This window comes from Streptomyces sp. NPDC003393 (genome assembly GCF_053589015.1).
The window spans coordinates 92652-115628 of the sequence record NZ_JBSFRB010000023.1; the positions used below are offsets into that span (position 1 = coordinate 92652).

The 22977-nt window shown below is 70.1% G+C and carries 19 protein-coding genes and 11 pseudogenes; 16 read left to right on the forward strand and 14 right to left on the reverse strand.

Features of this window, described 5'->3' with window-relative positions:
- Positions 1–223: 223 nt before the first annotated feature.
- Positions 224–727, reverse strand: coding sequence for a cupin domain-containing protein (locus ACWDUZ_RS22415; RefSeq protein ID WP_451633564.1), 504 nt, complete (start codon positions 725–727; stop codon positions 224–226).
- A gap of 376 nt (positions 728–1103) precedes the next feature.
- Between ACWDUZ_RS22415 and ACWDUZ_RS22420 the strand changes: the two are divergent.
- The 4 genes and pseudogenes from ACWDUZ_RS22420 to ACWDUZ_RS22435 all read left to right on the forward strand — a co-directional run.
- A pseudogene (locus tag ACWDUZ_RS22420) lies at positions 1104–1547 on the forward strand (DUF427 domain-containing protein); the annotation flags it as partial.
- 345 nt (positions 1548–1892) lie between these two features.
- A complete protein-coding gene (locus ACWDUZ_RS22425) occupies positions 1893–2843 on the forward strand; it encodes an alpha/beta hydrolase (RefSeq protein ID WP_451633565.1) in 951 nt (316 codons plus the stop codon).
- A gap of 264 nt (positions 2844–3107) precedes the next feature.
- Positions 3108–3449, forward strand: coding sequence for a hypothetical protein (locus ACWDUZ_RS22430; RefSeq protein ID WP_451633566.1), 342 nt, complete (start codon positions 3108–3110; stop codon positions 3447–3449).
- A gap of 385 nt (positions 3450–3834) precedes the next feature.
- Positions 3835–3978 carry a hypothetical protein gene (locus tag ACWDUZ_RS22435; RefSeq protein ID WP_451633567.1) on the forward strand — a complete coding sequence of 48 codons (144 nt, stop codon included), beginning with the start codon at positions 3835–3837 and terminating at the stop codon, positions 3976–3978.
- Between the two features lie 579 nt (positions 3979–4557).
- Here the strand turns inward: ACWDUZ_RS22435 and ACWDUZ_RS22440 are convergent.
- Positions 4558–5275, reverse strand: a pseudogene (locus ACWDUZ_RS22440) (FAD-binding protein); the annotation flags it as partial.
- A 256-nt stretch (positions 5276–5531) separates the two neighbouring features.
- On the opposite strand from ACWDUZ_RS22440, the gene ACWDUZ_RS22445 reads away from it, so the two are divergent.
- A complete protein-coding gene (locus ACWDUZ_RS22445) occupies positions 5532–5843 on the forward strand; it encodes a sigma factor-like helix-turn-helix DNA-binding protein (RefSeq protein WP_451633568.1) in 312 nt (103 codons plus the stop codon).
- A gap of 380 nt (positions 5844–6223) precedes the next feature.
- On the forward strand, positions 6224–6679 hold the full coding sequence (locus ACWDUZ_RS22450) for a VOC family protein (protein WP_451633569.1): 456 nt from the start codon (positions 6224–6226) through the stop codon (positions 6677–6679).
- 171 nt (positions 6680–6850) lie between these two features.
- Here the strand turns inward: ACWDUZ_RS22450 and ACWDUZ_RS22455 are convergent.
- Positions 6851–7261, reverse strand: a pseudogene (locus ACWDUZ_RS22455) (zinc-binding dehydrogenase); the annotation flags it as partial.
- A gap of 101 nt (positions 7262–7362) precedes the next feature.
- Between ACWDUZ_RS22455 and ACWDUZ_RS22460 the strand changes: the two are divergent.
- A pseudogene (locus tag ACWDUZ_RS22460) lies at positions 7363–7605 on the forward strand (hypothetical protein); the annotation flags it as partial.
- On the opposite strand, the pseudogene ACWDUZ_RS22465 reads toward ACWDUZ_RS22460, so the two are convergent.
- Positions 7588–8545, reverse strand: a pseudogene (locus ACWDUZ_RS22465) (helix-turn-helix transcriptional regulator); the annotation flags it as partial. The pseudogenes ACWDUZ_RS22460 and ACWDUZ_RS22465 sit on opposite strands and share 18 nt — an antisense overlap.
- 31 nt (positions 8546–8576) lie before the next feature.
- On the opposite strand from ACWDUZ_RS22465, the pseudogene ACWDUZ_RS22470 reads away from it, so the two are divergent.
- Positions 8577–8675: pseudogene (locus tag ACWDUZ_RS22470) on the forward strand (hypothetical protein); the annotation flags it as partial.
- A gap of 451 nt (positions 8676–9126) precedes the next feature.
- Positions 9127–9357: a hypothetical protein gene (locus ACWDUZ_RS22475; RefSeq protein ID WP_451633570.1), complete on the forward strand. Its 231-nt coding sequence runs from the start codon at positions 9127–9129 to the stop codon at positions 9355–9357.
- 14 nt (positions 9358–9371) lie between these two features.
- On the opposite strand, the gene ACWDUZ_RS22480 is transcribed toward ACWDUZ_RS22475, so the two are convergent.
- Positions 9372–10064 carry a class I SAM-dependent methyltransferase gene (locus ACWDUZ_RS22480; RefSeq protein WP_451633571.1) on the reverse strand — a complete coding sequence of 231 codons (693 nt, stop codon included), beginning with the start codon at positions 10062–10064 and terminating at the stop codon, positions 9372–9374.
- Between the two features lie 192 nt (positions 10065–10256).
- Here ACWDUZ_RS22480 and ACWDUZ_RS22485 point away from each other — a divergent pair, with 192 nt between their 5' ends.
- Both ACWDUZ_RS22485 and ACWDUZ_RS22490 read left to right on the forward strand, forming a co-directional pair.
- Positions 10257–10775, forward strand: a complete 519-nt coding sequence (locus ACWDUZ_RS22485) for a class I SAM-dependent methyltransferase (protein WP_451633572.1) — start codon at positions 10257–10259, stop codon at positions 10773–10775.
- Between the two features lie 516 nt (positions 10776–11291).
- Positions 11292–11480: pseudogene (locus tag ACWDUZ_RS22490) on the forward strand (neocarzinostatin apoprotein domain-containing protein); the annotation flags it as partial.
- Positions 11481–11737: 257 nt separating this feature from the next.
- On the opposite strand, the pseudogene ACWDUZ_RS22495 reads toward ACWDUZ_RS22490, so the two are convergent.
- The 3 genes and pseudogenes from ACWDUZ_RS22495 to ACWDUZ_RS22505 form a co-directional block, all read right to left on the reverse strand.
- Positions 11738–12201 (reverse strand): annotated as a pseudogene (locus tag ACWDUZ_RS22495) (iron chaperone).
- A gap of 94 nt (positions 12202–12295) precedes the next feature.
- Positions 12296–12928, reverse strand: coding sequence for a glyoxalase (locus tag ACWDUZ_RS22500; protein WP_451633573.1), 633 nt, complete (start codon positions 12926–12928; stop codon positions 12296–12298).
- A 5-nt stretch (positions 12929–12933) separates the two neighbouring features.
- Positions 12934–13398: a helix-turn-helix transcriptional regulator gene (locus ACWDUZ_RS22505; RefSeq protein WP_451633574.1), complete on the reverse strand. Its 465-nt coding sequence runs from the start codon at positions 13396–13398 to the stop codon at positions 12934–12936.
- A gap of 1286 nt (positions 13399–14684) precedes the next feature.
- Between ACWDUZ_RS22505 and ACWDUZ_RS22510 the strand changes: the two are divergent.
- Together ACWDUZ_RS22510 and ACWDUZ_RS22515 are read left to right on the forward strand one after the other, a co-directional pair.
- Positions 14685–14753, forward strand: a pseudogene (locus ACWDUZ_RS22510) (hypothetical protein); the annotation flags it as partial.
- A gap of 50 nt (positions 14754–14803) precedes the next feature.
- On the forward strand, positions 14804–15271 hold the full coding sequence (locus ACWDUZ_RS22515) for a hypothetical protein (protein WP_451633575.1): 468 nt from the start codon (positions 14804–14806) through the stop codon (positions 15269–15271).
- A 106-nt stretch (positions 15272–15377) separates the two neighbouring features.
- Here ACWDUZ_RS22515 and ACWDUZ_RS22520 read toward each other — a convergent pair whose 3' ends face one another.
- Positions 15378–15824: an anthrone oxygenase family protein gene (locus ACWDUZ_RS22520; RefSeq protein ID WP_451633576.1), complete on the reverse strand. Its 447-nt coding sequence runs from the start codon at positions 15822–15824 to the stop codon at positions 15378–15380.
- Positions 15825–15923: 99 nt separating this feature from the next.
- Here ACWDUZ_RS22520 and ACWDUZ_RS22525 point away from each other — a divergent pair, with 99 nt between their 5' ends.
- The gene (locus ACWDUZ_RS22525) at positions 15924–16502 is read left to right on the forward strand and encodes a TetR/AcrR family transcriptional regulator (protein ID WP_451633577.1); all 579 of its coding nucleotides are present in this window, start codon (positions 15924–15926) and stop codon (positions 16500–16502) included.
- A 136-nt stretch (positions 16503–16638) separates the two neighbouring features.
- Here ACWDUZ_RS22525 and ACWDUZ_RS22530 read toward each other — a convergent pair whose 3' ends face one another.
- Positions 16639–17043: a transposase gene (locus ACWDUZ_RS22530; RefSeq protein ID WP_451633581.1), complete on the reverse strand. Its 405-nt coding sequence runs from the start codon at positions 17041–17043 to the stop codon at positions 16639–16641.
- Between ACWDUZ_RS22530 and ACWDUZ_RS22535 the strand changes: the two genes are divergently transcribed.
- Together ACWDUZ_RS22535 and istB are read left to right on the forward strand one after the other, a co-directional pair.
- Positions 16943–17458: a hypothetical protein gene (locus ACWDUZ_RS22535; protein ID WP_451633578.1), complete on the forward strand. Its 516-nt coding sequence runs from the start codon at positions 16943–16945 to the stop codon at positions 17456–17458. The two genes, ACWDUZ_RS22530 and ACWDUZ_RS22535, sit on opposite strands and share 101 nt — an antisense overlap.
- Positions 17459–17854: 396 nt before the next feature.
- Positions 17855–18657 (forward strand): annotated as a pseudogene (gene istB, locus ACWDUZ_RS22540) (IS21-like element helper ATPase IstB).
- A gap of 630 nt (positions 18658–19287) precedes the next feature.
- Here the strand turns inward: istB and ACWDUZ_RS22545 are convergent.
- The 4 genes and pseudogenes from ACWDUZ_RS22545 to ACWDUZ_RS22560 all read right to left on the reverse strand — a co-directional run bounded on the left by ACWDUZ_RS22545 (position 19288) and on the right by ACWDUZ_RS22560 (position 22477).
- Positions 19288–19548, reverse strand: a complete 261-nt coding sequence (locus ACWDUZ_RS22545) for an IS110 family transposase (protein WP_451633582.1) — start codon at positions 19546–19548, stop codon at positions 19288–19290.
- A 410-nt stretch (positions 19549–19958) separates the two neighbouring features.
- A pseudogene (locus ACWDUZ_RS22550) lies at positions 19959–20407 on the reverse strand (SRPBCC family protein).
- A gap of 54 nt (positions 20408–20461) precedes the next feature.
- On the reverse strand, positions 20462–21472 hold the full coding sequence (locus ACWDUZ_RS22555; protein ID WP_451633579.1) for an aldo/keto reductase: 1011 nt from the start codon (positions 21470–21472) through the stop codon (positions 20462–20464).
- A gap of 231 nt (positions 21473–21703) precedes the next feature.
- A complete protein-coding gene (locus ACWDUZ_RS22560) occupies positions 21704–22477 on the reverse strand; it encodes an SDR family NAD(P)-dependent oxidoreductase (protein ID WP_451633580.1) in 774 nt (257 codons plus the stop codon).
- Between the last annotated feature and the right edge of the window lie 500 nt (positions 22478–22977).

Genomic DNA, 22977 nt, shown 5'->3' on the forward strand with positions numbered 1-22977 from the left:
CCGTTCGGTCCACGTCGGTCCCGTGGGCGTGCCACGCTTCATGTGCGCGGCCTCGTTCCGCCGGCCACCGGTCCCGGCGCGGGGCCAGGGGTGGGCCTTGGAAGGGGCGCCGGTACGGCTCAGATCCCGACGTCGGGGTACAGGCCGTCCTCGAACGCCACGGTCCCTCGCCTGCGTTGCGCGCGACCCCGGGCCTCCTGACCGTCGCGCCCACGCCCGCCTGTCAGTGTCTCTGGTCCACGAAGTACGAGTCGTGCTCGTCGAAGAACGCGGCACGCTCCTCCTCCGAGGCGTGCGCCAACTGCGACACCTGCTCGAAGTACTCCTCGCGCGGAGCGCCCGGGGTGAACAGGAGCAGCATGTCGGCCGGAGCGCCGGAGTCGTTCCGGAAGGCGTGCAGCCCGCCCTGGGGCACGTGCAGGAAGTCTCCCTTGCGCGCGTCGATCCACTGCACACCGTCGAACACGCGCACGGTGCCGTCCAGGATGTAGAACGACTCCGAGATCCGCTTGTGGAAATGCGTCTTGGGGCCGCCCGCCCTGGGCCGCATCTCCACCCGGTACAGCCCGAACTCACCCCGCGTGACGTCGGTGGTCGCCAGATAGTGGGTGGCGTCCTTCCCGGTACCGCTCTCACCGATGTCCGGCGGCGTGGTGACCGGTCGGAAGACGGCGCTGACCTCACCGTCCTCTCCCCAGTACTTCTGCTCCGGGTACGGGTACGACATGTCTGGATCCTTTCCTTCGGCGGGCGCGTGACGATGCGCCGGCGACGAACAGCTGAGCAGCGGTGCTCTCCACAACGAGACCGGTGGACATCCATGGGTGTGACAGCCGGGGTCTCGGCCGACCCGCGGTCCGCGGCGTCCGAGCCGTCCGCGAGGCGCGTGGCCGCTCGGCCGGCTCCAGCACCGAGGGCGGGGCACCCGTGAAGAGCGGATCCTCAAGCGCAACGACACACACCGACTCGCAACAGAGTGTGAGACAGCATTGGTCGCGCCGCGCTCTGTAGGGCCACGGCCATCCACAGCCGATAGCATCGAACGCGGTTGAGGGCCGTGCGCCCGAGCGGACCAGTTGTCCTGTGGGAGCGGACACCGGGCGTTCGAGGAGGACGAGCCCGTCTTCGTCCATCCCCGGAGCCCTTACTCCCGCGTGGACGCCCTGCCTTCCAGCTCCAGCTCCAGTGTCCGAGTCGAGTCGGACGGTGTGGTGCTGGCGGAGGCACCCCATTGCGTGAAGCTGTTCGAGACAGGCCTTCCGACTCGCTACTACCTCGACCGCACGCACATCGACTGGACCCGGCTGCGGCACTCGGACACGGTGACCCGGTGCCCCTACAAGGGGACGACGAGCAGCTACTGGTCGTTCGACAGCGACACCGCCTCCCACGAGGACATCGCCCGGACGTACGACTTCCCGACCCTCCACGCCAACCGCATCGCCGGGCTGACCGCGTTCTTCGACGAGCACGTCGATCTGTACGTCGACGGCTTCCCGCTGCCGAGGCCCACCGACCTCACTCAGGTGAAGCGCGAGGTGTCGTAGGGACGGGCGCCGACGGTCGAAGATGCTCGATCGTCCAAAGGTGTCGGAAGACAGCGATTGCCGCCCGTGGTACGAGCCGGAGCAAGGTCCATGGCACCTGCTCAGAAGGTCCACCACGACTACCGACCCCGCAGAGACGAGCACAGCCAACCGCCGCACATCCCTGAGGCGCCACGGCAGAACAGGCAGAGTCTGAAGAAGGAGGCGCCGGCTTCCCGAACCCGGGCACCGGTGCAGCCGGGGGAGATGTCCGAGCCGTGCGCCCCGGCGCGTCACACATCGACTCCCGGTCCGGTCTCATGAGAGTAAAGCCGTACGGAACGGGCCGACCTTCAGGAGTATGCCTTGAGTGACATCATTCTCGAGCACGCAGCGCAGGAATTCGCCGAGGCGGCCGCCGAGCCGCCACTGATCAACGAACGCGGTGTCGAGGGCGCCCGTAATCTGCTCGACGACGTACAGTCCGGGCCGGTCGACATGCCCGACGTGGACGAGAAGTGGATCACTGTCCCCGCCGAGGTCGGCGATGTGAGGGTACGCATCATCAAGCCGGTCGGCAGTACCGGTGTCCTGCCTGCGATCCTCTACGTGCACGGCGGCGGCTGGATTCTCGGCAACGCCGGCACTCACGACCGTCTGGTGCGGGAGCTGGCCGTCGGCGCCGAGGCGGCCCTGGTCTTCGTCGAGTACGACCGTTCCCCGGAAGCGAAGTACCCCGTCGCCATCGAGCAGGCGTACGCCACCGCCCAGTGGGTCACCACCAACGGCACCGAAGAGGGGCTGGACGGTTCCCGTCTGGTCGTCGCCGGTGACTCGGTCGGCGGCAACATGAGTGCTGCGCTCACCCACATGGCCAAACAGCGCGGGGACGTGACCTTCCTGCACCAGTCGCTGTACTACCCCGTCACGGACGCGGGACAGAACACCGAGAGCTACCGGACGTTCGCCCACGGACCGCACCTGACCGCGAAGGCCATGGAGTGGTTCTGGAACGCCTACACCACCGATCCGGCCGAGCGCGCCCAGATCACGGCCTCCCCCCTGCGGGCGACCCTCGAAGACCTCCGGGGACTGCCGCCGGCGTTCGTCGTGGTCGACGAGAACGACGTACTGCGCGACGAGGGCGAAGCGTACGCCCGCAAGCTGATCCAGGCCGGCGTGCCGACCACGAGCATCCGTTACAACGCCACCCTGCACGACTTCATGATGCTGAATCCGGTTCGCGGAACGCAGGCCTCCACCGCGGCGATCGCGCAGGCCATCCAGGTCCTGCGCAAGGTCCTCGGCACCGACTGATCTCTCACACCGGCCCGCGGCGATCACGGCCGTCGCTCAGCGGCCTGTGGCCGATGCCGCACCGGCTGAGGGGGCCGCCGCGCCGCGTGGAGGAAGGTCCGTCTGGGCTCTCGTGGCCACTGGACACCGGAACATCCTGGTGCGGGCGCTGACCTGCGTGGCCGAAGGGGCGGGAGCGACGTTGGTCACCGTCTCCGCCTCCGATGCGGTCAGCGTCTCGCGTCGCGGTCCCGTGCGCCGGACCACCGATTCTGGGAGCGCATCATGAACACGAACGAAGAGGCAGCCCGTGGGCTGGGCGACCTGGAGGAGTATCTGTACCGGGAGGCTCATCTCAGCGCTGCTCGCCGGCGTGTGGCCGCCTTCACCACGAAGGCGGTCGGGCTGACCGGTGAACAGAAGAGGGATATCGAGCAGTGGTATCTCGAGGAGCAGAAGTACGTGGCCCGCATGGTGACGGAGTACATCGCCGACAGCGTCGGCGCGGTCGAGGCGGCGAACCACGTCCGGTTCGGGCGATGGCTGCGCGGGACACTGAGCGCCATGGCGGTGATCATCGTGCTGACGTTCGTGTGCACGGCCGTCGTCGTGGGATCGGTGGCCTGATCCGACGAGGCGTCACCGCGCTGCCGTACAGGCGCGTCGCGGCGGCTTGCGGCCATGTGCGCCCCCCCGCCGGGCCGCGGGCGCCGAACGGCGTCGCGCGCGCTCGTCCTGTCGCCGCGACCCCGGCGAGCGCCTGCCGACGTCAGGGTGACGAGCGGGCCGAGCGGATGGTGACGGGCAGGAAGAGAGGGGGCCGGATCAAGGCGGCCCGGACCTCGCCGTGGTGCGGAGAGCAACTGGTTCGAGCCGATGCAGGGGCACTGAGTGCCGGGGTATCGCCCTCACGGATGCGGCGGAACTGAGCCACCTCGACGAGGCCGGAGCCGCACAGGCGATCCTGCCGTGGGGACAGCAGTACCTCGGTGCACAGCGCCGGAGGCAGCCCGTGGATCGCCTCACGCACTGCCGGTTCATGCAGGCGTTCCTCGCGGCCGCACAGGCAGGCGACATGGCCCGTCTGGAGCAGGTCCTCCTGCGCGACGTCGGGCAGCCCACGCGTGTGGCGTCGGGCCGGCCGGCGAACGGCTGACCGCCCCGGCCGGCCGGGGGGAGCCCCTCACGACCCGCCGCAGGCCGACCGAGCGGCCGTGGAAGCACCCGTGCCGGAGGCCGACCGAGCGGCCGTGCAGGCATCCGTACCGGTGCCCGGCCGTGGACAGCACGTGACGAGCCGTACAGCTCTGCGGTGGTCGCCCTCCGGCCGAGCAGGGCCCGGGAGCGTGCCTGGACGCCCGACGCGCCCAGCCCGTGGCGGCGGCCTCCGCGGTGTGGGTCAGCCGGACCAGTGCGGCTTCGGCCGCGTCGAGGCGACCCCTGCGAGCTCCGGCCTCCACCAGTTCCACCAGCCCCCGGTCGGCCGCTGCCAGGTCCCGCGGACGCGCGCTCGCCAGGCGAGCCGCGTCGAACGCCTCCTCGTATCTCCCCAGACCGTTGTAGAGCACAGTTGAGGATCGGCGTGCCACGGCCACGTCGATGCCCTCACTGCGGTTGCGGGCATCTTCCATGCCGGCCTCGATCAGCGGGGCGGCTTCGCGTTCGCGTCCCCGCCAAGCGGCGAGGGTCATCGAGCGGTACGGCGTGAAGTTGCGCAGCTGCCTCGCAGCTCCTCCGAACCGTGGAACTGCACCAGCTCCGGATCGCGCAACCGGGCACCGGCCTCGACGGCGCGGCGGAAGGAGTCGCCGGTGTTCTCGCCTCGACGCGACGACGTATGCCGCCAGATGCGGGTGTGTCCTCCGGACGCGAGGATCACGGAGTCGGCGTGCACGAGGTAGCGCGAGCCGTCGACGAGATCGAATCCATGGGCGCCGAAGACCGCCCCGTCGTCGACCAGCAGTCGGGTGACGTAGACGTTCGACAGGACGGGAACGGCGAACTGCTCGGCGCGTTCACGCAGCGCTCGTCGTACCTCCGGACCGGTGTACTCACCGGTGAGAGGGGTACGGCGGTACGAATCGCCGACCTGGTGCCGGACGGTCCCGCCGTAACGCCGGCGGTCGAGGCGCATCATCCCGTAGCGCCTCATGTCGTGGAGTCCCTGAGCCGCGTAGCGGGCCACGACCTCGGCGGTACGTGGGTCGGCCAGCGACTGCCCTTCCCGCAACGTGGCAGCCGTGTGCCGTTCCCACGTGTCCCCGAACACCGTGTCGGGGGACGCCTCAGCCAAACGTTCAGACGCCGTGACAGTGGACATCGTCGGCCGTACGTCTGGTCACAGCGATGACCGCGATGCCCGCCTCGGCGACTTCGATGGCCGCCCGGAGGCCTGCCGTACCGGCTCCCACCACGAGAACGGACGTGGCGAGCTGGTGGCCGAGCGAAGACATGGGACCTCCTGGGGCAGCGGACGGGCGAGAGCACGGCAGTGGTCGACAGGACAGCGGCCTCGTGTGTGACAGCGTCTGAGTAAATATTCAGTGGACTCTGTCACAACATTGCGGCACAAAGTGTGGGGTTGTCCCAGGTATCGTTGTTGGACCGCCCCGACAACCTGCCGCGTTCCTCACCACGGCCACAAGCCGTCTGGCGATCAACGTCATCCAGTCCGCGCGGCACCGTCACGAGACGCCGGCCGAACCGCTGTTGGCCGACCTCCACGACCGGGCCGCCCCGGATCCCGTGCTGCGTGCCGAGCAAACCGCGGCGGTCGAGGCGGCCCTGGCACTGCTCATGGCGAAGCTGACACCGGGTCGGCTGGCTGTCTACGTGCTGCGCAAGGGCTTCGACCACGCCTACGCCGATCTGGCGGGGCTGCTTCGGACCAGCGCCCAGAACGCACGGGTGGCGGTCCACCGTGCGCAGGCCCGCCTCGAGTGCGGCCGCGAGCGGCCGGTCCCCAGCGGAGTCCCACCGTCGTCTCGTCGCTGCGTTCCGGACCGCGGCAGGCACGGGTGACCTGGAAGGCCTCATCCGGCTGCTCGTCCCCGACCGGTGCGCCGCCTGCTGACGCGGCCCCCTGAACCACCCGCCCGTGCCCCGATGCCCCCGGCAGGCCATGGCCCAAGCGGATCACCGACGCGCACGACCTCGTGCCGACGAGGGCCGATGCACAGCGGGCGCTGCATGCGCGTCCGGCCGGCCGGTGCCGCTATCTGCCGGGTGCATCGGCATCGAGCGACCCCGCCGAACGACCACGGTGTCACAGTTCGGGTGGCTGCTCGGTCAATCCCTCAGCCACACGCCGGTGTGCTCGCCGGATCTGCGTGAGCGCGGTGGATCAGGACATGTCTGACCCGGTCCACGACCACTCGGGCCCCATGAAGGGATGACGGACGATGACACCTCACGGGGATCTCCCTGCACCGCAGCACGGTCTGCTCCTCACGCATTTCCTGACCGTGTGCGATGTCGCTGTGTCCCGGGACTTCTACGCGGACGTCTTCGGCGGCGAGGTCGTGATGCAGGAGAATCCGGCGATCGTCAGGGTCGCCAACTCGTGGATCATCATGAACCCCGGCGGCGGGCCCACCCCCGACAAGCCAGGAGTCACACTGGAGGCGCCACACAGTGGTGAACGTGTTTCGGGCTTCCTCAATGTGCGAGTGGCCGACATCGCCGCCTTCTACACGCATGCCGTCGCCCAAGGGGCCGACTTCCTCACCGAGCCCGTCGACCGCGGATCCGAGCTGCGCTGCTACTTTCGCGACCCCGACGGCTATCTCATCGAGGTGGGCCAGTCCACTGGTTTGCTCGTGGGGATCCAGGCGGCTCCGCCGGCAGAGCCCAGTTGAGCACCGCCCCCCAGCCCTGTCGGCCTGATCCCGGTGTCCAAAGGCACGGACCGGCAACTGGGCACTGCCCGCACTTATCCCCTGCGGCGGTGGTGACCGTCGGCGCCGGGCGTCAGCCGCGGCCGGATCCGGTACTTCGCCGCCCGGGCGCGAAGTCCGCCCGGGCCCGGTTCAGGGCGCCGACCCAATCCTGCTGAACACCTTGCCCGCGTCCATCTCGCGGTGGGTCGGCACCGCCTTGTCCAGGGGCAACACCTTGTGCACGCCCGTGTGCAGGTCCCCGCGCGCGGCATCGGCGAACTGGGATGAGCGCACGGCCTGCCGGTCGGGTCCGGGCACGGCGTCGGAGCTGAAGGTGGCGAACGACAACGACCTGCGGAAGGAGTCCATCCGCCGCATGCCGAAGTGCGCCGGAGGCTGCCCACCGACCACACCGACGGCCACATACCGTCCGTTGGAGCTCAACTTGTCAAGGAAGAGGGGAACCTGGGGACCTCCTACGACGTCGATCACCACGTCGAACCCCGCCGGCGCCTGAGGGCTGCCCTCGCCGGAGCGGTCGAGGACGTGAGGCGCACCGAGGTACGGATCAGGACGGCTTTCATCTCTGCTCCTCGGGTCGGTGGCGGAAGGGATCACAACTGCTGCGATGGGGGGGCGAACCGGCCCTGCAGCCGGGTATCACCGGTGGGGTGCGCCCCGGCTTCGTCGTCGACGACCTCGTCCTCATGCTCATGGCCCACCGGGGCCTCCAGGTCGCGCCGCCCGCCGTCCGGGTCACGGCCTCCCGCCGTTTCGCCGCCTACGTGATCGAGGCGTTTCGCGCCGCACCGGAGACGGCAGTACTCACGCCGCTGCCGCCCGCACCGCACCTGCAGCCCACGCGCCCGCCCAGCAACTCTGGTGTCCTACGGACCACAGGGTGACCTCGCCGGTGAGGGCGGGCGTGCGCCGGAGGGGGCGGGAGCATCGATCGGGGCAGGACGGGCGTAGGACGTGAGGCGATCGGCGAGCGCGATGACGAGGTCGCGTAGTTCATCGGGGCGCTCGATGACGAACGGCCGGTCGAGTGCGGCCAGTACCCAAGGCAACCAGTCGAGCTGCTGTGCCCTCAGCTCGACGCGCGTCCGGCGCGCGGGTGCCGGTCCTGGTCGTCCGCGGACTCGGGCTCCTGCACGGCCGCGACGCCGGCGGGAAGGTGTGCGCGGATCTGCTCGACTGTCCCGTGGATCCGCCAGGTCACCTCATGCCGGTACTCGGCTCTGGCGAACCCTGACAACACGCGCTGTGCCGGACCGGGACCCCCGGGTGGATCGAATGAGCCGGGCAGCGTCCTCGCGGCTGAGATGCGATCGAGCCGGAAGGTCCGGTCCTCGCCGATCCGGGTGTCCTGGCCCGCCACGTACCACCGGCCCGCGTGGGCGACGATCCCGTACGCCTGCAGTGTGCGTTCGCTGCGCCGTCCGTCCCGGTCGGTGTAGTGGATCGAGACCGGCCGGCGGTGGCGGACGGCATCGGCGATGGTGAGGAGCAGGGCGGCGTCCGGGTGGTCCAGCTCGCCGGGCTGATCCGTGAATGCGAGGGATTGCAGGAGTGTGTCGAGCCGGCGGGCGATGTGCTGGGGCAGCACCCGCCGGATCCGGCCCGGCGGCCGGCGACCAGGCCGAGCAGCACGGCCAGCGCCTCGTCGTCGCTGAGCATGAGCGGAGGCAGGCGGTATCCGGGAGCCAGCCGGTACCCGCCGTAGCGGCCGCGCACCGACTCCACGGGCACGTCCAGTTCGATCAGCTGGTTCACATAGCGCCGCACAGTGCGTCCTTCGACACCGAGCCGGTCGGCGAGTGATGTGCCCCGGGTCTGGTGGAGTCATCTTGCTGGACAGATGATGCCTTAGACAATCAAGGAGGCTTCAGTACCCCGTAGTTGCCCGGCCGCGCGCCGGCGCAAGGTCCTCGATCTCGTCGAAGCCGGCCGGCCTGTCCGGCAGGTTGCCCAAGACCTCGGCATCAGCGAGCAGACGATTTATGCCTGGCGCCGTCAGCACCTCATCGACATCGGTCAACCAGCGAGGACCAGGCTGAGTCGGTGGCCGCACGCCGGCGGATCGCCGAACTGGAGGCGGAACTGGCCATCCACTGCTCGGCAGCGGACTCATAGGCAAGGTGGTGCCCCCAAAAGACGGTTCGAGGCCGTCGCAGCGATGGCCGGCGAAGGCCTGTCCGTGCAGACGGCGACGAGGGTGCTCAACGTTTCCGAGTCCGGCTACTACGCCTGGCGCCCCTGCCCGCCCTCACCCCGTTCCCTGCGGCACTCGTGGCTGACCGGGGCCATCACCACCATCCACACCGCCTTCCACGGCTCCTACGGGATCCGCCGCGTCCACGCGGAGCTCAAGCTCGGGCACGGCATTTCCATCAGCCACGGCACCGTCATGCTGCGCGTGCAGCGTGCCGGGTCTCAAGGGCCTGCCCGGCAACCACCGCCGACGGCCGCGGCCTGTTCGCGCCTCCAAGGTGCTCGACGCCACGTCGGCCGACGTCGACTGGCCGGCCGGGATCGTCTACGTCGTCTCCAAGGGCACGAAGCTGCGCGAGTCGATCCCGCCGGTTCCGGCTTTCGGGTATCGGACCCGGCTGCCCAAAACCCCGTACTCGTCCCTTATGCCGGGCAGAGATTGACCTGTCACATGCGCCTACGTCGCGAGATGCGACCGCGCCCATGTTCCGTCCTCTGTGAGGTACGTGTCCACCTTCAGACCGACCTCCGCGAGAGCCTCCGCGAACTGATCCTTCGTCAGTGGCCGGGACACGAACGTCTGGGTCCAGGTGGCGTCCGGGAATTCGTACTCGGCATACACCGAGTTCGCCCCATTGCCAGTCGGCTCCGCCGACACGATCCGCACCGTGAAACCGCTGGGGTCGACACGCTCACGGGGCAGATGCGTGTGCCAGCCCTCACCCTCGCGTTGGATCAGGACGCAGCCGTCCGCGGCGAGGTGCCGGACGCAGGTACGCAGCAGCGCACGACGCACTTCGACGTCTCCGGCGTGCACGAGGAACGACGCAAGCATCACCACGTCGAACGTCTCGCCCAGCTCGAGGTCCTCGATTGCGCTGCGTATCGCACGTGCCCCGCGAATGTGATCGAGCATCTCCGGGGACTCGTCCACGGCAGTCACCGTGAACCCCCGTTCCAGCAGCGGATGGGTCACGCGCCCCACACCGCAGCCCAGTTCCAGGATGTGCGCACCCGGCGGCACGGCGCCGGCGGCGATGTCCGGTTCGGGCCCGACCGGCAGCCGCGTGTACAGCTCGACCGCGCAGCCGTCCGGCGTGATCACGCCGGGCCCGGTCCCTTGATGTCCCGCTCGCTTGTTCAGCTCCATGCCTGTCCAACGGTCCGGGTCGCACCGTAGTTTCCCTACCTCACCTGTTTTCGCGTGGGACTCGAAGCGGGAAGCGCCTCCGCGGAACGCGGCCGTTGAGCTATCGCCTGGTTGCGGGGTTGGTTGGGGTTTATGGGTGCGTGTGGTCGGTGTGCATGGTGGTGCTTTCCGGGCGCTGCCGACCGGTGATGGATGCCGTTCGTCGACGACGCGTTCGACGCCGTGGTCGGCAACTTCGTCCTCAACCATGTCGGACGGCCCCGGGCGGCTCTGAGGGAGCTGCGACGGGTGACGCGGCCGGGCGGGCGGACGGCGGTCACCATCTGGCCGGTTTCTCCGGCCGCCGGGCAGGCCCTGCTGGGCGAGGCCTGCCGGGCGGCAGGTGCCACGCCTTTGGACCACCTGTCGGCCCTCGCTCCCCAGGACGGCTTCGTCCGCACCGAGGAGGGCTTGGCCGCGCTGCTCGCCGAGGCGGGGTGGAGGGACGTCGGCTGCGCCACCCTGACCTGGGACCACCGGACCACGCTGGAGGAGTGGTGGAGCGGACCGGCCGCCGGAGTGGCGACGATCGGCCGGATCGTGACCAGTCAGGAGCCGGTGGTCATCGCCGAGATCAGGAACCACTTCGAGGCGTTGTCCGCGAAGTTCACCGGCCCGGACGGGGTGCTCGTGCTGCCTCACACAGCGCTGCTGGCGCACGGCCGGGCCTGACGTCCCCCGGCCGGCCCGAGGGGGCGAGGCTTCTTCCGCCCGGCCGGCTTTCACCGGAGGGCGGTTTTCCGGGTGGGGCCGTCCTTGCCGTGCGGTGGCCGCGGGTGGCCCGGATCCGGCCGGTGGCCGCGGGTGGCCCGGCGCCGGCCGATGCCCCGGCGGCGGTCCGGCGGACCCCTGTGCCTCGGAGTGTGCCGTGCGGGGGTGGGACACCGGCGGGCAGGGTCGCTGCCGTGCGACACCGGCCGGTCAGCCAGGCCGCCACGCCCTCGGTGAACAGGCCTTGGAAGGACAGCCGTTCCAGCCGCCACCCGGCCGTGGTCCTGCGGGCCTGGCCGCGGACGAGCGCCCGCGCGGCACAGCGGTGGCCGGCCGCCGCCCGCGGGATCCGCCACGGCCGCGTGCACATCGACGCCGGCGCCCGCGAGATCCTCCTCGACGGTGAGGAAGTGGCCCTGACCCGCAAGCGTGGCCGCCCTGGCCCTCTGAACCGGCGCGGCCTCCGCGGTCGCGGCGGTGACCGTCTCGCCCGGCAGCGGCCTGGCCGGCGGCCAGTTGGTGACCGTGACCGGTACCGGTTTCCCGGCGGGTGCCGAGGTCGCCGTGTCGCAGTGCCGGGAGAACACCACGTGCACCGACGTGCTGGCCACGGTCACCGTCGGCCCCGACGGCGGCTTCACCGCGCCCTACACCGTGCACCGGCAGTTCACCGCCATCGACTGGAGCAACCGGCACCGGCACCCCCGTCACCGTGGACTGCGCCACGCAAGCGTGCCGGCTGGTCGCCTACGTGGAGGCCACCGGCCCGGTCGGTACGGGGATCTCCTTCGGCTGAGGCACGCCGGTCACCCCGTCCGCTCGGACCGGAGCCCACCGAGCGGTGCCCGCGACCGGCACCGCTCGGTGGGCCCGCACGTATACGGCCGTGCCAGGGACGCGGGCCCCGGAAGGGGCGCCGGCCGTCAGCCCACCGCCTGCTTCAGCAGGGCGCCGATGCGCTTCTCCTCGGCGGTGGTCAGCTTGGTCAGCGCGTACGAGGTCGGCCACATCGCGCCGTCGTCGAGCGCCGCCTGTTCGCTGAAGCCGAGCGTGGCGTACTTCGACTTGAACTTCTGCGCGCTCTGGAAGAAGCACAGGACCTTGCCGTTCTTGGCGTAGGCGGGCATCCCGTACCACAGCCTCGGCGTGAGCTCCGGGGCGCTGGCCTTGAGATCTCGTGGAGCTTCTCGGCGAGGACCCGGTCCGCCTCCGGCATCTCCGGGATCCTCGCGAGCACCTCGCCCTCCGGGTCCCCCTTGGACCCGCGTCGCGCGGTCTTCAGCTCCTTGGCGCGGTCCTTCATCGCCTCCCGTTCCTCGGCGGTGAAGCCCTCGTGCTTCCCGGCGGCCGAGCCGGAGTTGTCGGCGGACGACTGCATGCGCTTCATGGCGGTTGTTCCTCCCGTGCCAGGATTCAAGGTGACCCTCTCACGCGGGGGCATCACCCCGCACGGCGTTCAGGCCCAGGGTCTTTCGTCCGGATCAGGCCGGCGTGGACGTCACCGGTGCGGGCTCCCAGGCGAAGCCGTCCGGGTCGGTGAAGGCCCCGGTGGTGCCGCCGAGCACGATCCGGTGCGAGCCGCTGCCGTCCTCGGGCACCCCGACGTCCTTGGCCAGGCCCCGGCGCTTGTACAGGGCCAGCTTGACGGGGCTGGACTCGTCGGAGGCGAACTCGACGTACTTGCCGCCGAAGCTCTTCGCCACGGACAGGCCCTGCTCGACGTAGAACTGCTTGCTCGCCTTGACGTCCTCGACGCCCAGCAGGAGCACGAACTGGTCGATCGTCCGGGTGGCGGGGCCGGTGTTCTTCTTCGACGAGGTCGCGATCTTCCAGATCGTGCCGTCCGGGGCCTGCACGACGGCGCCGTAGCCCCACAGGGACTTCGTGGCCGGCTTCAGCGTGGTGGCGCCCGCCTTCAGGGCGGAGGCGACGAAGCCGTCGACGTCGGCCGGCTGGGAGACGGTGATCGACATCGTGAACCCGCGGAAGCCGGTCGTCGGCGTCTCGCAGGCCCGCAGGCGTACCTGCGAACCCAGTCCGAACGCGGCGGAGTAGAAGCGGTCGGCGGCCGTGGCGTCGGCCACCTCCAGGGTGACGGATGAGAGGGAAGTCATGGCGATCACGCTAGCCGCGCCGTGCTCGCCGGGGCTTCTTCATTCCTGCTCGATACCGGCACCGGTGCCGTCACACGCCACGGCAGCCCTGCCGTGCCGAGGGCCGCGCGGCTGCGGTAGACGCCGGGCGGCATGCCGACCAGTTCGGTGAAGCGGGTGGCGAACGCGGCCGCCGAGGGGCATCCGACGGCGCGGCAGACCTCGCTCACGCCGGTCTCGCCGTGGCGCAGCAGGGCCATCGCGTGCTCGACGCGCAGCGTCATCAGATAGGCGTACGGCGACTGGCCGTAGGCGTCGCGGAACTGCCGGCCGAGCAGGCCGGGCGCCATGCCCGCCTGGCGGGCGAGGGCCTCCAGGTCCAGCGGACGGGTGTAGTGTCGGCCGATGCGGTCGCGGACGCGGCGCAGACGCGTGAGGTCGAGCAGGCGCTGCGCGGCGATCTGCGCCTGCCGCCAGGCGGGGTGACACATGGCAGAGCCCCTCCCTACGCGGTGCCGGAGCGCAGCTCGTGTATGCCGACCGGGCCGCCCGCCGGATCACACGGCGCGCCGTCCCTCACGCCGTGCGGCAGGCAACCCGTGGGAGGCGAACTCGCTGGAAGGGAACTCGCGGGAAGGGTGAGGTCCATGGCCTCACGCTAGCCGCGGGCCCGTTGCCCGGGCTTCTTGGATCCTGATCCCTTCGGGCCGGGACCTGCGGTGACCCTCAGCAGATCTTGAGCGGGGCCCGGGCGGGGCCCGAGTGGATCACGATGCCCGCGACGGCTGCGAGCACTGCGGCTCGAGCGGTGTCCGCGGCACCTGAGGCCACTGTCCATGTAACCGGATTGATCACGCCTCGCCGCCGCACCCAGGGCGACAGGCTGTGCTGGCTGGCTGGAGGTGCCGCGTGGGATGAGTGGGCGTTGATGGTTGTGCTGCGTCATGCCGGCCGAGCGTTCAGCGCCGGTTTGACCGTGACATTGCTGGAGTGGCTTCGCGGCCGGTTGGCGTCCGGGGGTCTGCCTCTGCTCGGACGCCGCGACGAGGATCCCCTCGATTACATTGAGTTCGAGTCTTGCGACGCTGAACCGGCCGCTGATGAGGGGTGATTCAGCGTCGCTTCGGTCGAGTTTGAGGTAGGCGGCCGATTCCACCACCACAAGCTCCTGTTGCTGCCGCACCGGTGCCGGGTTCTGTGATCTCGGTGCTGGGTTCCGGTTGGGGTGGCCCCGGGGGCCGCTGATCTGGTCACCTTTTGCGGCGGTGTCGGCTGCGTCCGGCGGTGCCGTGTGGGCGGGTGTGGGCAGCGGCTGCTTCCTCGATGCGGCAGGCGATGTCGTTGCGGGGTTTCGGGGAGTGCGGCGTTGTCGATGTCCGTGCGTACCGGAGGGGCCTTTGGTGTGCTCGTCGGCTCGGACGGTCGCGGCTTGTGTTGTGTCGTCGGCCCTGGTGGGTCGGTTCATCGGGCGTTAACGGTGTCGCTGGACGAACCGGAGCGGGAGAAGGCGGCCGGTGGCCTGCGGCGGGTTTCCGGAGCTGCTGGTGTGGTCCCTGACGCGGTTCGTCGCTGATGGTGAGCCGGGAATTGTGTAAAGGTCGGCTTGCGGGGCCCGTTGAATGAGCTGGTAAAAGGATCATGAGTGGATCGTCTCTTGCCGTTTCGGACGTCGACCGACGGACGGTTGACGGAGCGGGGCGGTTGGCCCAACCTTGGTCGGCTTGGGACCGTCGAGGGGGCAACAGGCACGGCTGATCGCGGAAACGTCTACGTCGACATGGTCGGCGACCTGTTCCACCCGGGGCACGTCGCGCTGCTCAGGGCCGTGCGGAACTTCGGGGAGCGGCTGATCGTCGGGGTGCTCTCGGACGAGGTCGTGGAGCGAGGCCGCCGCCCGTGCGCGCGGCGCCCGCGTGTACGGGGCATTTCACCGGGTACGCGGCCACCTTCGACGGCGCCGGCACCCCGCGCCTGGGCGACGCCGCCCGGCTGGCCCTGGCCGATGCCGGGGTGCGCCCCGAGGAGATCGGCGTGGTGTTCGCCGACGCGGCCGGCGCGCGCGCCGCGGACCGCACCGAGGCGCGGGCGCTGGCTGGGCTGTTCGGCCCCCGGGGCGTCCCGGTGACCGCGCCGGAGTCGATGACCGGACGGCTGCTGGCCGGAGGCGCCTCCCTCGACGTCGCCGCCGCCCTGCTGGCACTGCGCGACCAGGTCCTGCTGCCGACCACGGGGACCGCCCGGCCCGCCGCCGACTGCCCCCTGGACCTGGTCACCGCACCCCGCCGGACCCCGGTCCGGCACGCCCTGGTCCTGGCCCGGGGCCGGGGCGGCTTCAACTCGGCGGCCGTTCTCGGCGCGGCCTGACCGGGCAGGCCCGCCGGGACACCCGTCCTTTGCGTGTTCCGGCGGCCCGGCCGCGGCCGCACGGCCGGCCTGGGCGCCGGCCGTGCGGGGCCGGGCCTGCGGGGTTTCAGGCGAGGGCGGTGACCAGCAGGGTGAAGGCGGCGACGATGACGGCGACGCGGACGTAGTGGTAGCGGTCCCAGCGGTTCATCTGCTGCTTCCAGTCGGCGGGCCGGTTCTCGGCGGTCCACGTCTTGCCCCGGTTGTTGATCGGGACGAGCAGCAGGACCGACATGATCACGCTGAGGACCAGCAACGCCGCGGCGGCGACGAGCAGTGCGGTGCCCTCGTGGCGGCGTCCGGCGATGGCCCAGGCCGCGACGAGGACGAGCGAGCCGATGTACCAGAGGGGCATCACGGCGCCGAGCATCCGGCCTCCGTGGGAGCGGCCGAGCTGGTTGCTGTCGTCGGGAAGGGCGTTGAGGATCGGGTTGATGACGAAGGCGACGGAGAACTCCACCCCCACCATCAGGCCGACGATCACGGTGGTGATGACCTCGAGCGCGTTGAGCATGGCGACCCCTCCCGGACTCCCGGAATCTAGCGTTGCTAGGCAATGAGGCAACGCTAGACCTATAGTCGCTCGATTGTCTAGCGCTGCTAGGATCGGTGTATGTCGGTACAGGAACGCAAAGAGCGCGAACGGGCGGGCCGCGAGCGTCTGATCGTGGCGACGGCCCGTGAACTCGCCGAGCAGCAGGGCTGGGACGCGGTCACCACCCGCCGCCTCGCCGAGCGCATCGAATACAGCCAGCCCGTCCTCTACAGCCACTTCCGCGGCAAGCGCGAGATCATCGGCGCCGTCGCCCTCCAGGGCGCCACCGAGATGGCCGCACAGCTGAGGGCCGCGGCCGCGGCCGCGGACGGCCCGCGCTCCCGCCTGGCCGCCCTCGCCCGCGCCTACCTCGACTTCGCCGAGCGCAACCCGGCGGTCTACGACGCCATGTTCCAGCTCGACGGCGGCCTGGCGTTCGCCCAGGAGGACACCCCCGAGCCGCTGAAGGACGCCTTCGCCGCCCTGCTGGAAAACGTCGGCGAGGTCGCGGGGGGCGGCGTCCATACGGGCCTGTTCACCGAGGTGTTCTGGGCGTCCCTCCACGGCCTGGCCACCCTGACCCGGGCGCGGCGGCTGCCACCGCAGGACACCGAGCAGCGCGTGGAACTCCTGGTCGGCCGGCTCGCCGTCCTGTGACGCACCGCCCGGGCGCGAGCGGCTCCGTATCCCGCGCGCACCGTGGCCCGGGTGCGCGCGGTGCGTACCCGGGCCGTGCGGTGCGGCGTCCTGGACGGGGCCGGCGCCGGTGTCAGACACCCCGTACCGTTAGAGGTCAAGCGGCTTGGAGGTGTGCGTGGTGCGACCATGCGGTCGCTTCGTCGTAGTGGGTTCGGGTCTTGAGGCAGCCGTGCAGGATGCCGACGAGGCGGTTGCCGACTTGGCGTAGTGCCGGGTTGTAGTCGACGTCTCGGGCGCGTTGCTTGTCGTAGTAGCGGCGGGCGCCGGGGGATGCCTGCAGCGCGCAGAACGCCTGCCGTTGAAGGGCATCGGCGAGCCGGTTGTTGCGGACGTAGCGGGCCTGGATGGTGCGGCTCTTGCCGGAGGCGCGGGTGACGGGGCTGGTCCCGGCGTAGTTCTTGCGTGCTTTCGCGGAGGCGTATCGGGTCGTCTCCGAACTCGGCGAGCACCCGGGCTCCGGTGATCTCCCCGATGCCGGGCATGGAGAGGTAGATCTCAGCGTCCGGGTGCGCGAGGAAATGCGCCTTCACCTGCTCTTCCATCCCGGCGATCTGCTCGTTGAGCGCGGTGATCAGCCGTGCGTGAGCGGTCACGGCGGCCGCGTAGGCCGCCGTGACCGGGTCGGGCAGAGAGAGCTGCCGCTCGCGCAGAGCGGTCTGGATGGCGGCCGCCTTCGCCTCGCGGTTGCGTCGGCGGTGGCGGGCCAGGACGGCCGTGATCTGCGTGCGGGTCAGCTTCGCCGCAGTGGCCGGAGTGGGGGCTTTGACCAGCAGTTCCAGGGCGTCGGTACTGGTCAAGGCGAGGTCGGCGTAGACGGCCAGGGCGGCGGGGAAGTACTCGCGCAGCGTGCTGCGCAGCCGCTGAAAGGTGCGGGTGCGTTCCCATATCAGCGTCTGGTGGGCACGGGTGTTTAGGGCGGCCTCTTTTGGCCCCGGGGTACCGGATTGTTCTGGCCCCGGGTGAGGAACGGATTGTTTTGGCCCCACCCGGCAGTTGATCGGGTGGGATGCACTCATTTGGAGTAATGCCGGATTGAACGGGGTTCGTGACCGGGATCACGCTGTGCGAGTTGTCAGCTGGCCGTGTCAGGAGGCCGGGTTTTGCAGCGTGTTGAGTTGTTCGAGCGGATTCGTCGTGACCGAAGGCTGGAGGACGCTTCGGTCCGGAGTCTGGCTCGGCGTTACGGAGTGCACCGCCGGGTGGTGCGCCAGGCGTTGGACAGTGCATTGCCACCTGCGCGGAAGCCGATCGAGAAGCGCCGGTCGGTCCGCCTACGGCCAGTTGCTCTCTATCCAACCGAAAGGCTCGGCATGACGCAGAGCACCACCCCTGTCCCTGCGACCACGGGGCGGTGGGGTTCCTTCGGCCTGCCCGGCCAGCGCGGCCCCAACCCGTCAGAGACGATCGACGCGGCCTGCCGGAGCCTGGGTCTGTCCGGGGTCCGCACGCGCTGGGAAGAGTTCGCCGCCCAGGCCCTGCGCGAGCAGGCGTCCTACGCGGACTTCCTGGCCGATCTGCTGGAGAGCGAATGCGAGGACCGTGACGCCCGCCGCAAGGTCCGCCGGGTCAAGGAGGCCAACTTCCCACGGCCGAAGCGGATCGAGGACTTCGACTTCTCGAAGAACCCCAACGTCCCGCAAGAGGTGATCAACACCCTCACCCAGCCCTGATCGGTGACTCCGGCACCGGCAAGTCGCACCTGCTGATCGGGCTGGGCACCGCGATCGCCGAGGCCGGCGGCCGTGTCCGCTACACCACCGCGGCGAACCTGGTGAACGAGCTAGCCGAGGTCGCCAGCGACAAGCAGTTGGGCCGCACGATCAAGAAGTACGGCCGGGTGGATCTGCTCTGCCTCGACGAGCTTGGCTACGTCAAGCTCGACCGGCACGGCGCCGAGCTCCTGTTCCAGATTTTCACCGAACGCGAGGAACGGCACGCGATCGCGATCGCATCGAACAGGCCGTTCACCGAGTGGGACCAGACCTTCACGGACAAGCGGCTCTGTCAGGCTATCGTCGACCGGCTGACGTTCGCGGCCCACATCATCGAGACCGGTACCCAGTCCTTCCGCCTCGCCAGCACCACTGCCAAGCGAAAGGCGGCAGCGGCCTAATCACGAGAGCGGACCAATCACCAGGCCGACCGGCTCTTCGAGATCGACGGCGACGCCGCCACCGCCGGAAAAGAGCGGTCCCGAGCGGTGAGAGCAGAGGCCGATGCCCCTGCTCTCACCGCGAATTGAAGCAGAACCGGAAGCGGAACTTGGGAACTGACTGCCGCCGACGACTCGGACTGGCCTGTCTCCTTCAGCTTTCACAAGATCAGCAACTACTGGGACAGCGATGTCCGCGGCGGGTACTACGGGGACGGTCTCCACGTCAGCGGCAGCCGAGAGAATCTTCGTCTCTACGCATTCGTTGGCGACCCCGACATCTGCAACCTCGTCACCTTCACGCGCGCTAGCTGAGACGCATCTGCGACGGCCTCTGCCGACGAGCCTGTGTGTCGTCTACGCATGAGCCACTGTGTCGGAAGGCGACAACAAGGCGCCCGCCCGTCCGCATTCCTGTCAGGGGATGCAGCCGGGCGGGCTCCGTGGGCCACACGCTACCGGCCGCCGCGGACCACGGTCCGCACCCGTACCACTCCGCCCCAGGACACCAGCGAAACGTCACCCGATCGAGGGTGGGGCCAGAACAATCCGTTCTTCCTACAGCTCTCCTGCACCGTTCCCCCACACGGCTCAAAAGTGGGGCCAAAACAACTCGGCGGAGTGGGGCCAAAACTGCCCGGCGAAAACAGCACGGGCGACGACCTTGACGGCCTGGGCCTGGTCGCTGTCCCCGGCCACCGGCCGCAGCTGGTCCCGGTCGATACGGACCATGTCGGCCAGCGCGTGAGCATCGCCCTTGTCGCTCTTGGCCCCGGAGGAGGCATACCGTTCCTTGAAGGGGGCGACTTGCCTGGGGTTGATTGTGTAGACCTGGTAGCCGGAGGCGGTCAGGGCCTGCGCTCACGTGCCCTGGTTGGTCTTGATCCCACGGCCACCCGGGCCGGATCCAGGTCTGCGCCGCTGTGGCGGGCGAGGAGTTCGTGCAGCCGGGTGATGGCGGCCATGCCCTCGGGCGGGTTCGCTGTGGCTGGCTTGCGGCCTGCCTCGTCCTGGACTTCGGCGTCATGATGGTCTTTGGTCAGTCATCGCCGATCAGCAGCAGCTTCTGGTTTTTGCACGGTACTTCGCTTCCTGCGGCTTGCGGAAGGCGGCGCGCGGGTTAATGGATCCAGTGCTCATGCCCCACTGCCTGGGGGCGTGCCACTCCGTCAGCGGTCGGGCCTTCCGGCCGACGGGCGGGGGCGTGGTCTGACACCAGAACTCGATTGCTTCCGGCGGCGACGGTGCTCACCTGCTGGCGGCTACGGCACCGAGTCTTTTCGACCCGGCTGGTCCCATGGGGCGGCGAGGGTCTTGGTGAGGGCGTCCAGGCCGTCGCGGTAGATGCCGGTGAACAGGTCGACGACCTCGTCCTCGGTGGCGCCGTCGGGGTGGAAGCGGCCGGACCACTGGACCTCGGCGGCGTTCTTTTGTCCGGGGGCGCTGTGGACGCGGAGGGTGGAGAGGTAGCCGTCGACGGGGAAGGGGGTCTGGAGGATGGCGTAGTTGTAGCGGCGTTCGGTCTCGTTGAAGTCGACGAGGCGCTCGAGGATGACCTCGCCCTTGGCGTTGGTCAGCCGGCGGACCCGGCCGCCTTCCAGGGCGGTGCTCTGGGGGATGGAGGGGAGGGCAGGGCGCCGAAACCGCCGATCAGGCTCCAGACCTTGTCGGGTGGGGCGGGGATGATGCGGCTGACGGACGTCCAGGCCATGGTGTTCCTCCAGGAGGGGTGTCGCCGGTGGCGGGGGAGTGGGGCGGCCGGGGGTCAGGCGCCGTCGGGCAGCGGGGCGTCGGGGCTGACCAGGTCGCTCTCGCGCAGCTGCGTCCAGAAGGCGGCCGGGATCATCTCCTGAAGGGCGGCGGTGTCTTCGGTGATGCGGCTGGGGCGGGTGGCGCCGGGGACGACGGCGGCGGAGGCGGGGTGGGCGAGGGAGAACTGCAGGGCGGCGGCTTTGATGCCGGTCCCGTGCCGGTCGGCGAGGGCCTTGATACGCCGGACGCGTTCGATGACCTGCGGCGGGGCCTGTTGGTATTCGAAGTGGGTGCCGCCGGCGAGGATGCCGGAGCTGTAGGGGCCGCCGACGACCATGTCGAGGTTCTGTTCCTGCGCCATGGGCAGCAGCCGCTGCAGGGCGTGCGCGTGGTCGAGGAGGGTGTAGCGGCCGGCCAGGAGGAAGCCGTCGGGCCGGGGCTCGTCCAGGGCGAGGGTGAGCTCGATGGGCTCGGTTTTGTTCACGCCCAGGCCCCAGGCTCTGATGACGCCCTCGTCGCGCAGGCGGGTCAGCACGCGGAAGGCTCCGGTGCGGGCCTCCTCGAACTTCTGCAGCCAGGCGTCGCCGTGGAAGTCCTGGGCGATGTCGTGGACCCAGACGATGTCGAGCCGGTCGACCCCGAGGCGCTTGAGGCTGCCCTCGATGGAGCGCTCGGTGGCCTCGGCGGTCCACTGGTGCAGGATCCTGTTGGGGTTGCCGTGCTCGAACAGGCCGCCCTTCTGGCCGAAGTCGGGGACGTGGGTCTCCGGTTCGTCGAGGATGACCCGGCCGACCTTGGTGGACAGCACGTAGGCGTCGCGGGGCTTGGCGGACAGGACCTGGCCCAGGCGCTCCTCGGCGAGGCCGGCGCCGTAGAAGGGGGCGGTGTCGTAGTAGCGGATGCCCTGGTCCCAGGCGGCCTCGACGGTGGCGCGGGCCTCCTGGTCGGGGATCGCGCGGAACATGTTGCCCAGCGGGGCGGTGCCGAAGCCGAGACGGCCGGGGAGGATTTCCTTCAGGGACATGAACGGTGCCTTTTCGATCGATGCCTCGGTTGTGGGGGTGAGGCCGGGGGTGGGGGTGGATGCCTCCCGGTGCGGCGGCTCCTTGGCGAGGGAGCGGCGGGCGCGGGGGGCGGGAGGACACCTGCTGGAGTGGTACCGGCGCACCACTTTTGATTGCAGCAGCGTCTTACGTGTGTAGACAATAGTTGCATGCGCGGGCTAGTGCAAGGGGGTGGTGGTCGTGTGTGCTGTTCAGGGGAGGATCGTGGGGATGATGCCGCCGTCCGCGGCGAGTGCCCGGCCCGTGGTCGCCGATGCCTGCTCCGACGCCACGTAAGTGATCATGCTGGCGACCTCGTGGGGGCGGATGAGGCGTTTGAGCAGGGATGTGTCCGCGCGGTTGTCCGTCAGGTAGCGTCGCTCCTGCTCGGCCGCGTCGAGCCCGGGATACAGCTTGTCGAGCATGGCCGCTACGCCCTCGCTCATGGTCGGCCCGGGCAGGACGCAGTTGACCGTGACTCCGGTGCCGGCGAGTTCCTGGGCCATTCCGCGCGAGACGGCCAGCTGTGCGGTCTTGGTCATTGCGTAGGGGACCATGTCCTTGGGGGTCTGGATGCCTGCCTCACTGCTGACGAAGATCACTCGGCCCCATCCGCGTCGGGCCATCCGCGGCGCGTAGTGGCGTGCCAGGCGTACTCCGGAGAGCACGTTGATCTCGAAGAACCGCAGCCAGTCCGCGTCGGGGATCTCGAAGACCGCTCCGGTGGCGTAGGTGCCGGTGTTGTTGACCAGGACGTCGGCCTCGGGCAGCTGCCGGATCAGGTCGGCCGTCCCGTGGGCCGTTGCGACGTCGGCGGTCACGCCGCGTGCCCCGATCCGTTGTGCCGTCTGGGCGACACGCTCGGCGTTGCGGCCGTTGACGACGACGTCGGCCCCGGCGGCGGCCAGTGCTCGCGCGGTCGCCCTGCCGATTCCCGCTGTCGAGCCGGTGACCAGCGCGGTACGTCCACTGAGATCGATCTGCATCGGGCGAGCACCTTTCCACAAGCGGTGGCGTCCCACCCGGTGGCGGGCCGCGTCCGGTCGCCGGCCTTTGCTCCCTGCGGTACCCGCCCGCACCGCGGACGGCCCCAGAGGTGCGGAGGCGGCCCCCGGCGGCGGGTGCGGGTGTGCCGCATCACGCCGCCGGGCCGCTGGCCGGGCCGGCGGAACGCGCGCGGGCCCAGGGCGCGCCGTGAGGAACCGGGACCAGAAAAATTCTTCGGCACGGCGGTGGCGCCCGCACCTCGGCGGCCGGTCTGCGTGTGGTCTTGTGCTGGTGGCGGTTTTTAAGGATTGGCTTTTTCCGCCGCGCAGGCCGGGCTGTGGCCGGCCTGTGGCCGGGTCGGGCTGGGTCTGTGGCTGGGTCGGGCTGGGCCTGTGGCAGGTCTGTGGTCGGGCTGGGTCTGGGGCTGTGTGGGTGGCCGGTCGGGTGGTTTCTGGGAAGTGTTTTTGGGGTTGGTGGGGTGCCTGTTCGGGTGTGGTGG

Excerpts from the sequence above, each read along its gene's own strand:
- ACWDUZ_RS22415 (WP_451633564.1), bottom strand. The coding sequence starts at position 727 with ATGTCGTACCCGTACCCGGAGCAGAAGTACTGGGGAGAGGACGGTGAG.
- ACWDUZ_RS22430 (WP_451633566.1), top strand. The coding sequence starts at position 3,108 with ATGAACACGAACGAAGAGGCAGCCCGTGGGCTGGGCGACCTGGAGGAG.
- ACWDUZ_RS22500 (WP_451633573.1), bottom strand. The coding sequence starts at position 12,928 with ATGACTTCCCTCTCATCCGTCACCCTGGAGGTGGCCGACGCCACGGCC.
- ACWDUZ_RS22480 (WP_451633571.1), bottom strand. The coding sequence starts at position 10,064 with ATGGAGCTGAACAAGCGAGCGGGACATCAAGGGACCGGGCCCGGCGTG.
- ACWDUZ_RS22525 (WP_451633577.1), top strand. The coding sequence starts at position 15,924 with ATGTCGGTACAGGAACGCAAAGAGCGCGAACGGGCGGGCCGCGAGCGT.
- ACWDUZ_RS22555 (WP_451633579.1), bottom strand. The coding sequence starts at position 21,472 with ATGTCCCTGAAGGAAATCCTCCCCGGCCGTCTCGGCTTCGGCACCGCC.
- ACWDUZ_RS22505 (WP_451633574.1), bottom strand. The coding sequence starts at position 13,398 with ATGTGTCACCCCGCCTGGCGGCAGGCGCAGATCGCCGCGCAGCGCCTG.
- ACWDUZ_RS22560 (WP_451633580.1), bottom strand. The coding sequence starts at position 22,477 with ATGCAGATCGATCTCAGTGGACGTACCGCGCTGGTCACCGGCTCGACA.
- ACWDUZ_RS22485 (WP_451633572.1), top strand. The coding sequence starts at position 10,257 with ATGCCGTTCGTCGACGACGCGTTCGACGCCGTGGTCGGCAACTTCGTC.
- ACWDUZ_RS22450 (WP_451633569.1), top strand. The coding sequence starts at position 6,224 with ATGACACCTCACGGGGATCTCCCTGCACCGCAGCACGGTCTGCTCCTC.
- ACWDUZ_RS22520 (WP_451633576.1), bottom strand. The coding sequence starts at position 15,824 with ATGCTCAACGCGCTCGAGGTCATCACCACCGTGATCGTCGGCCTGATG.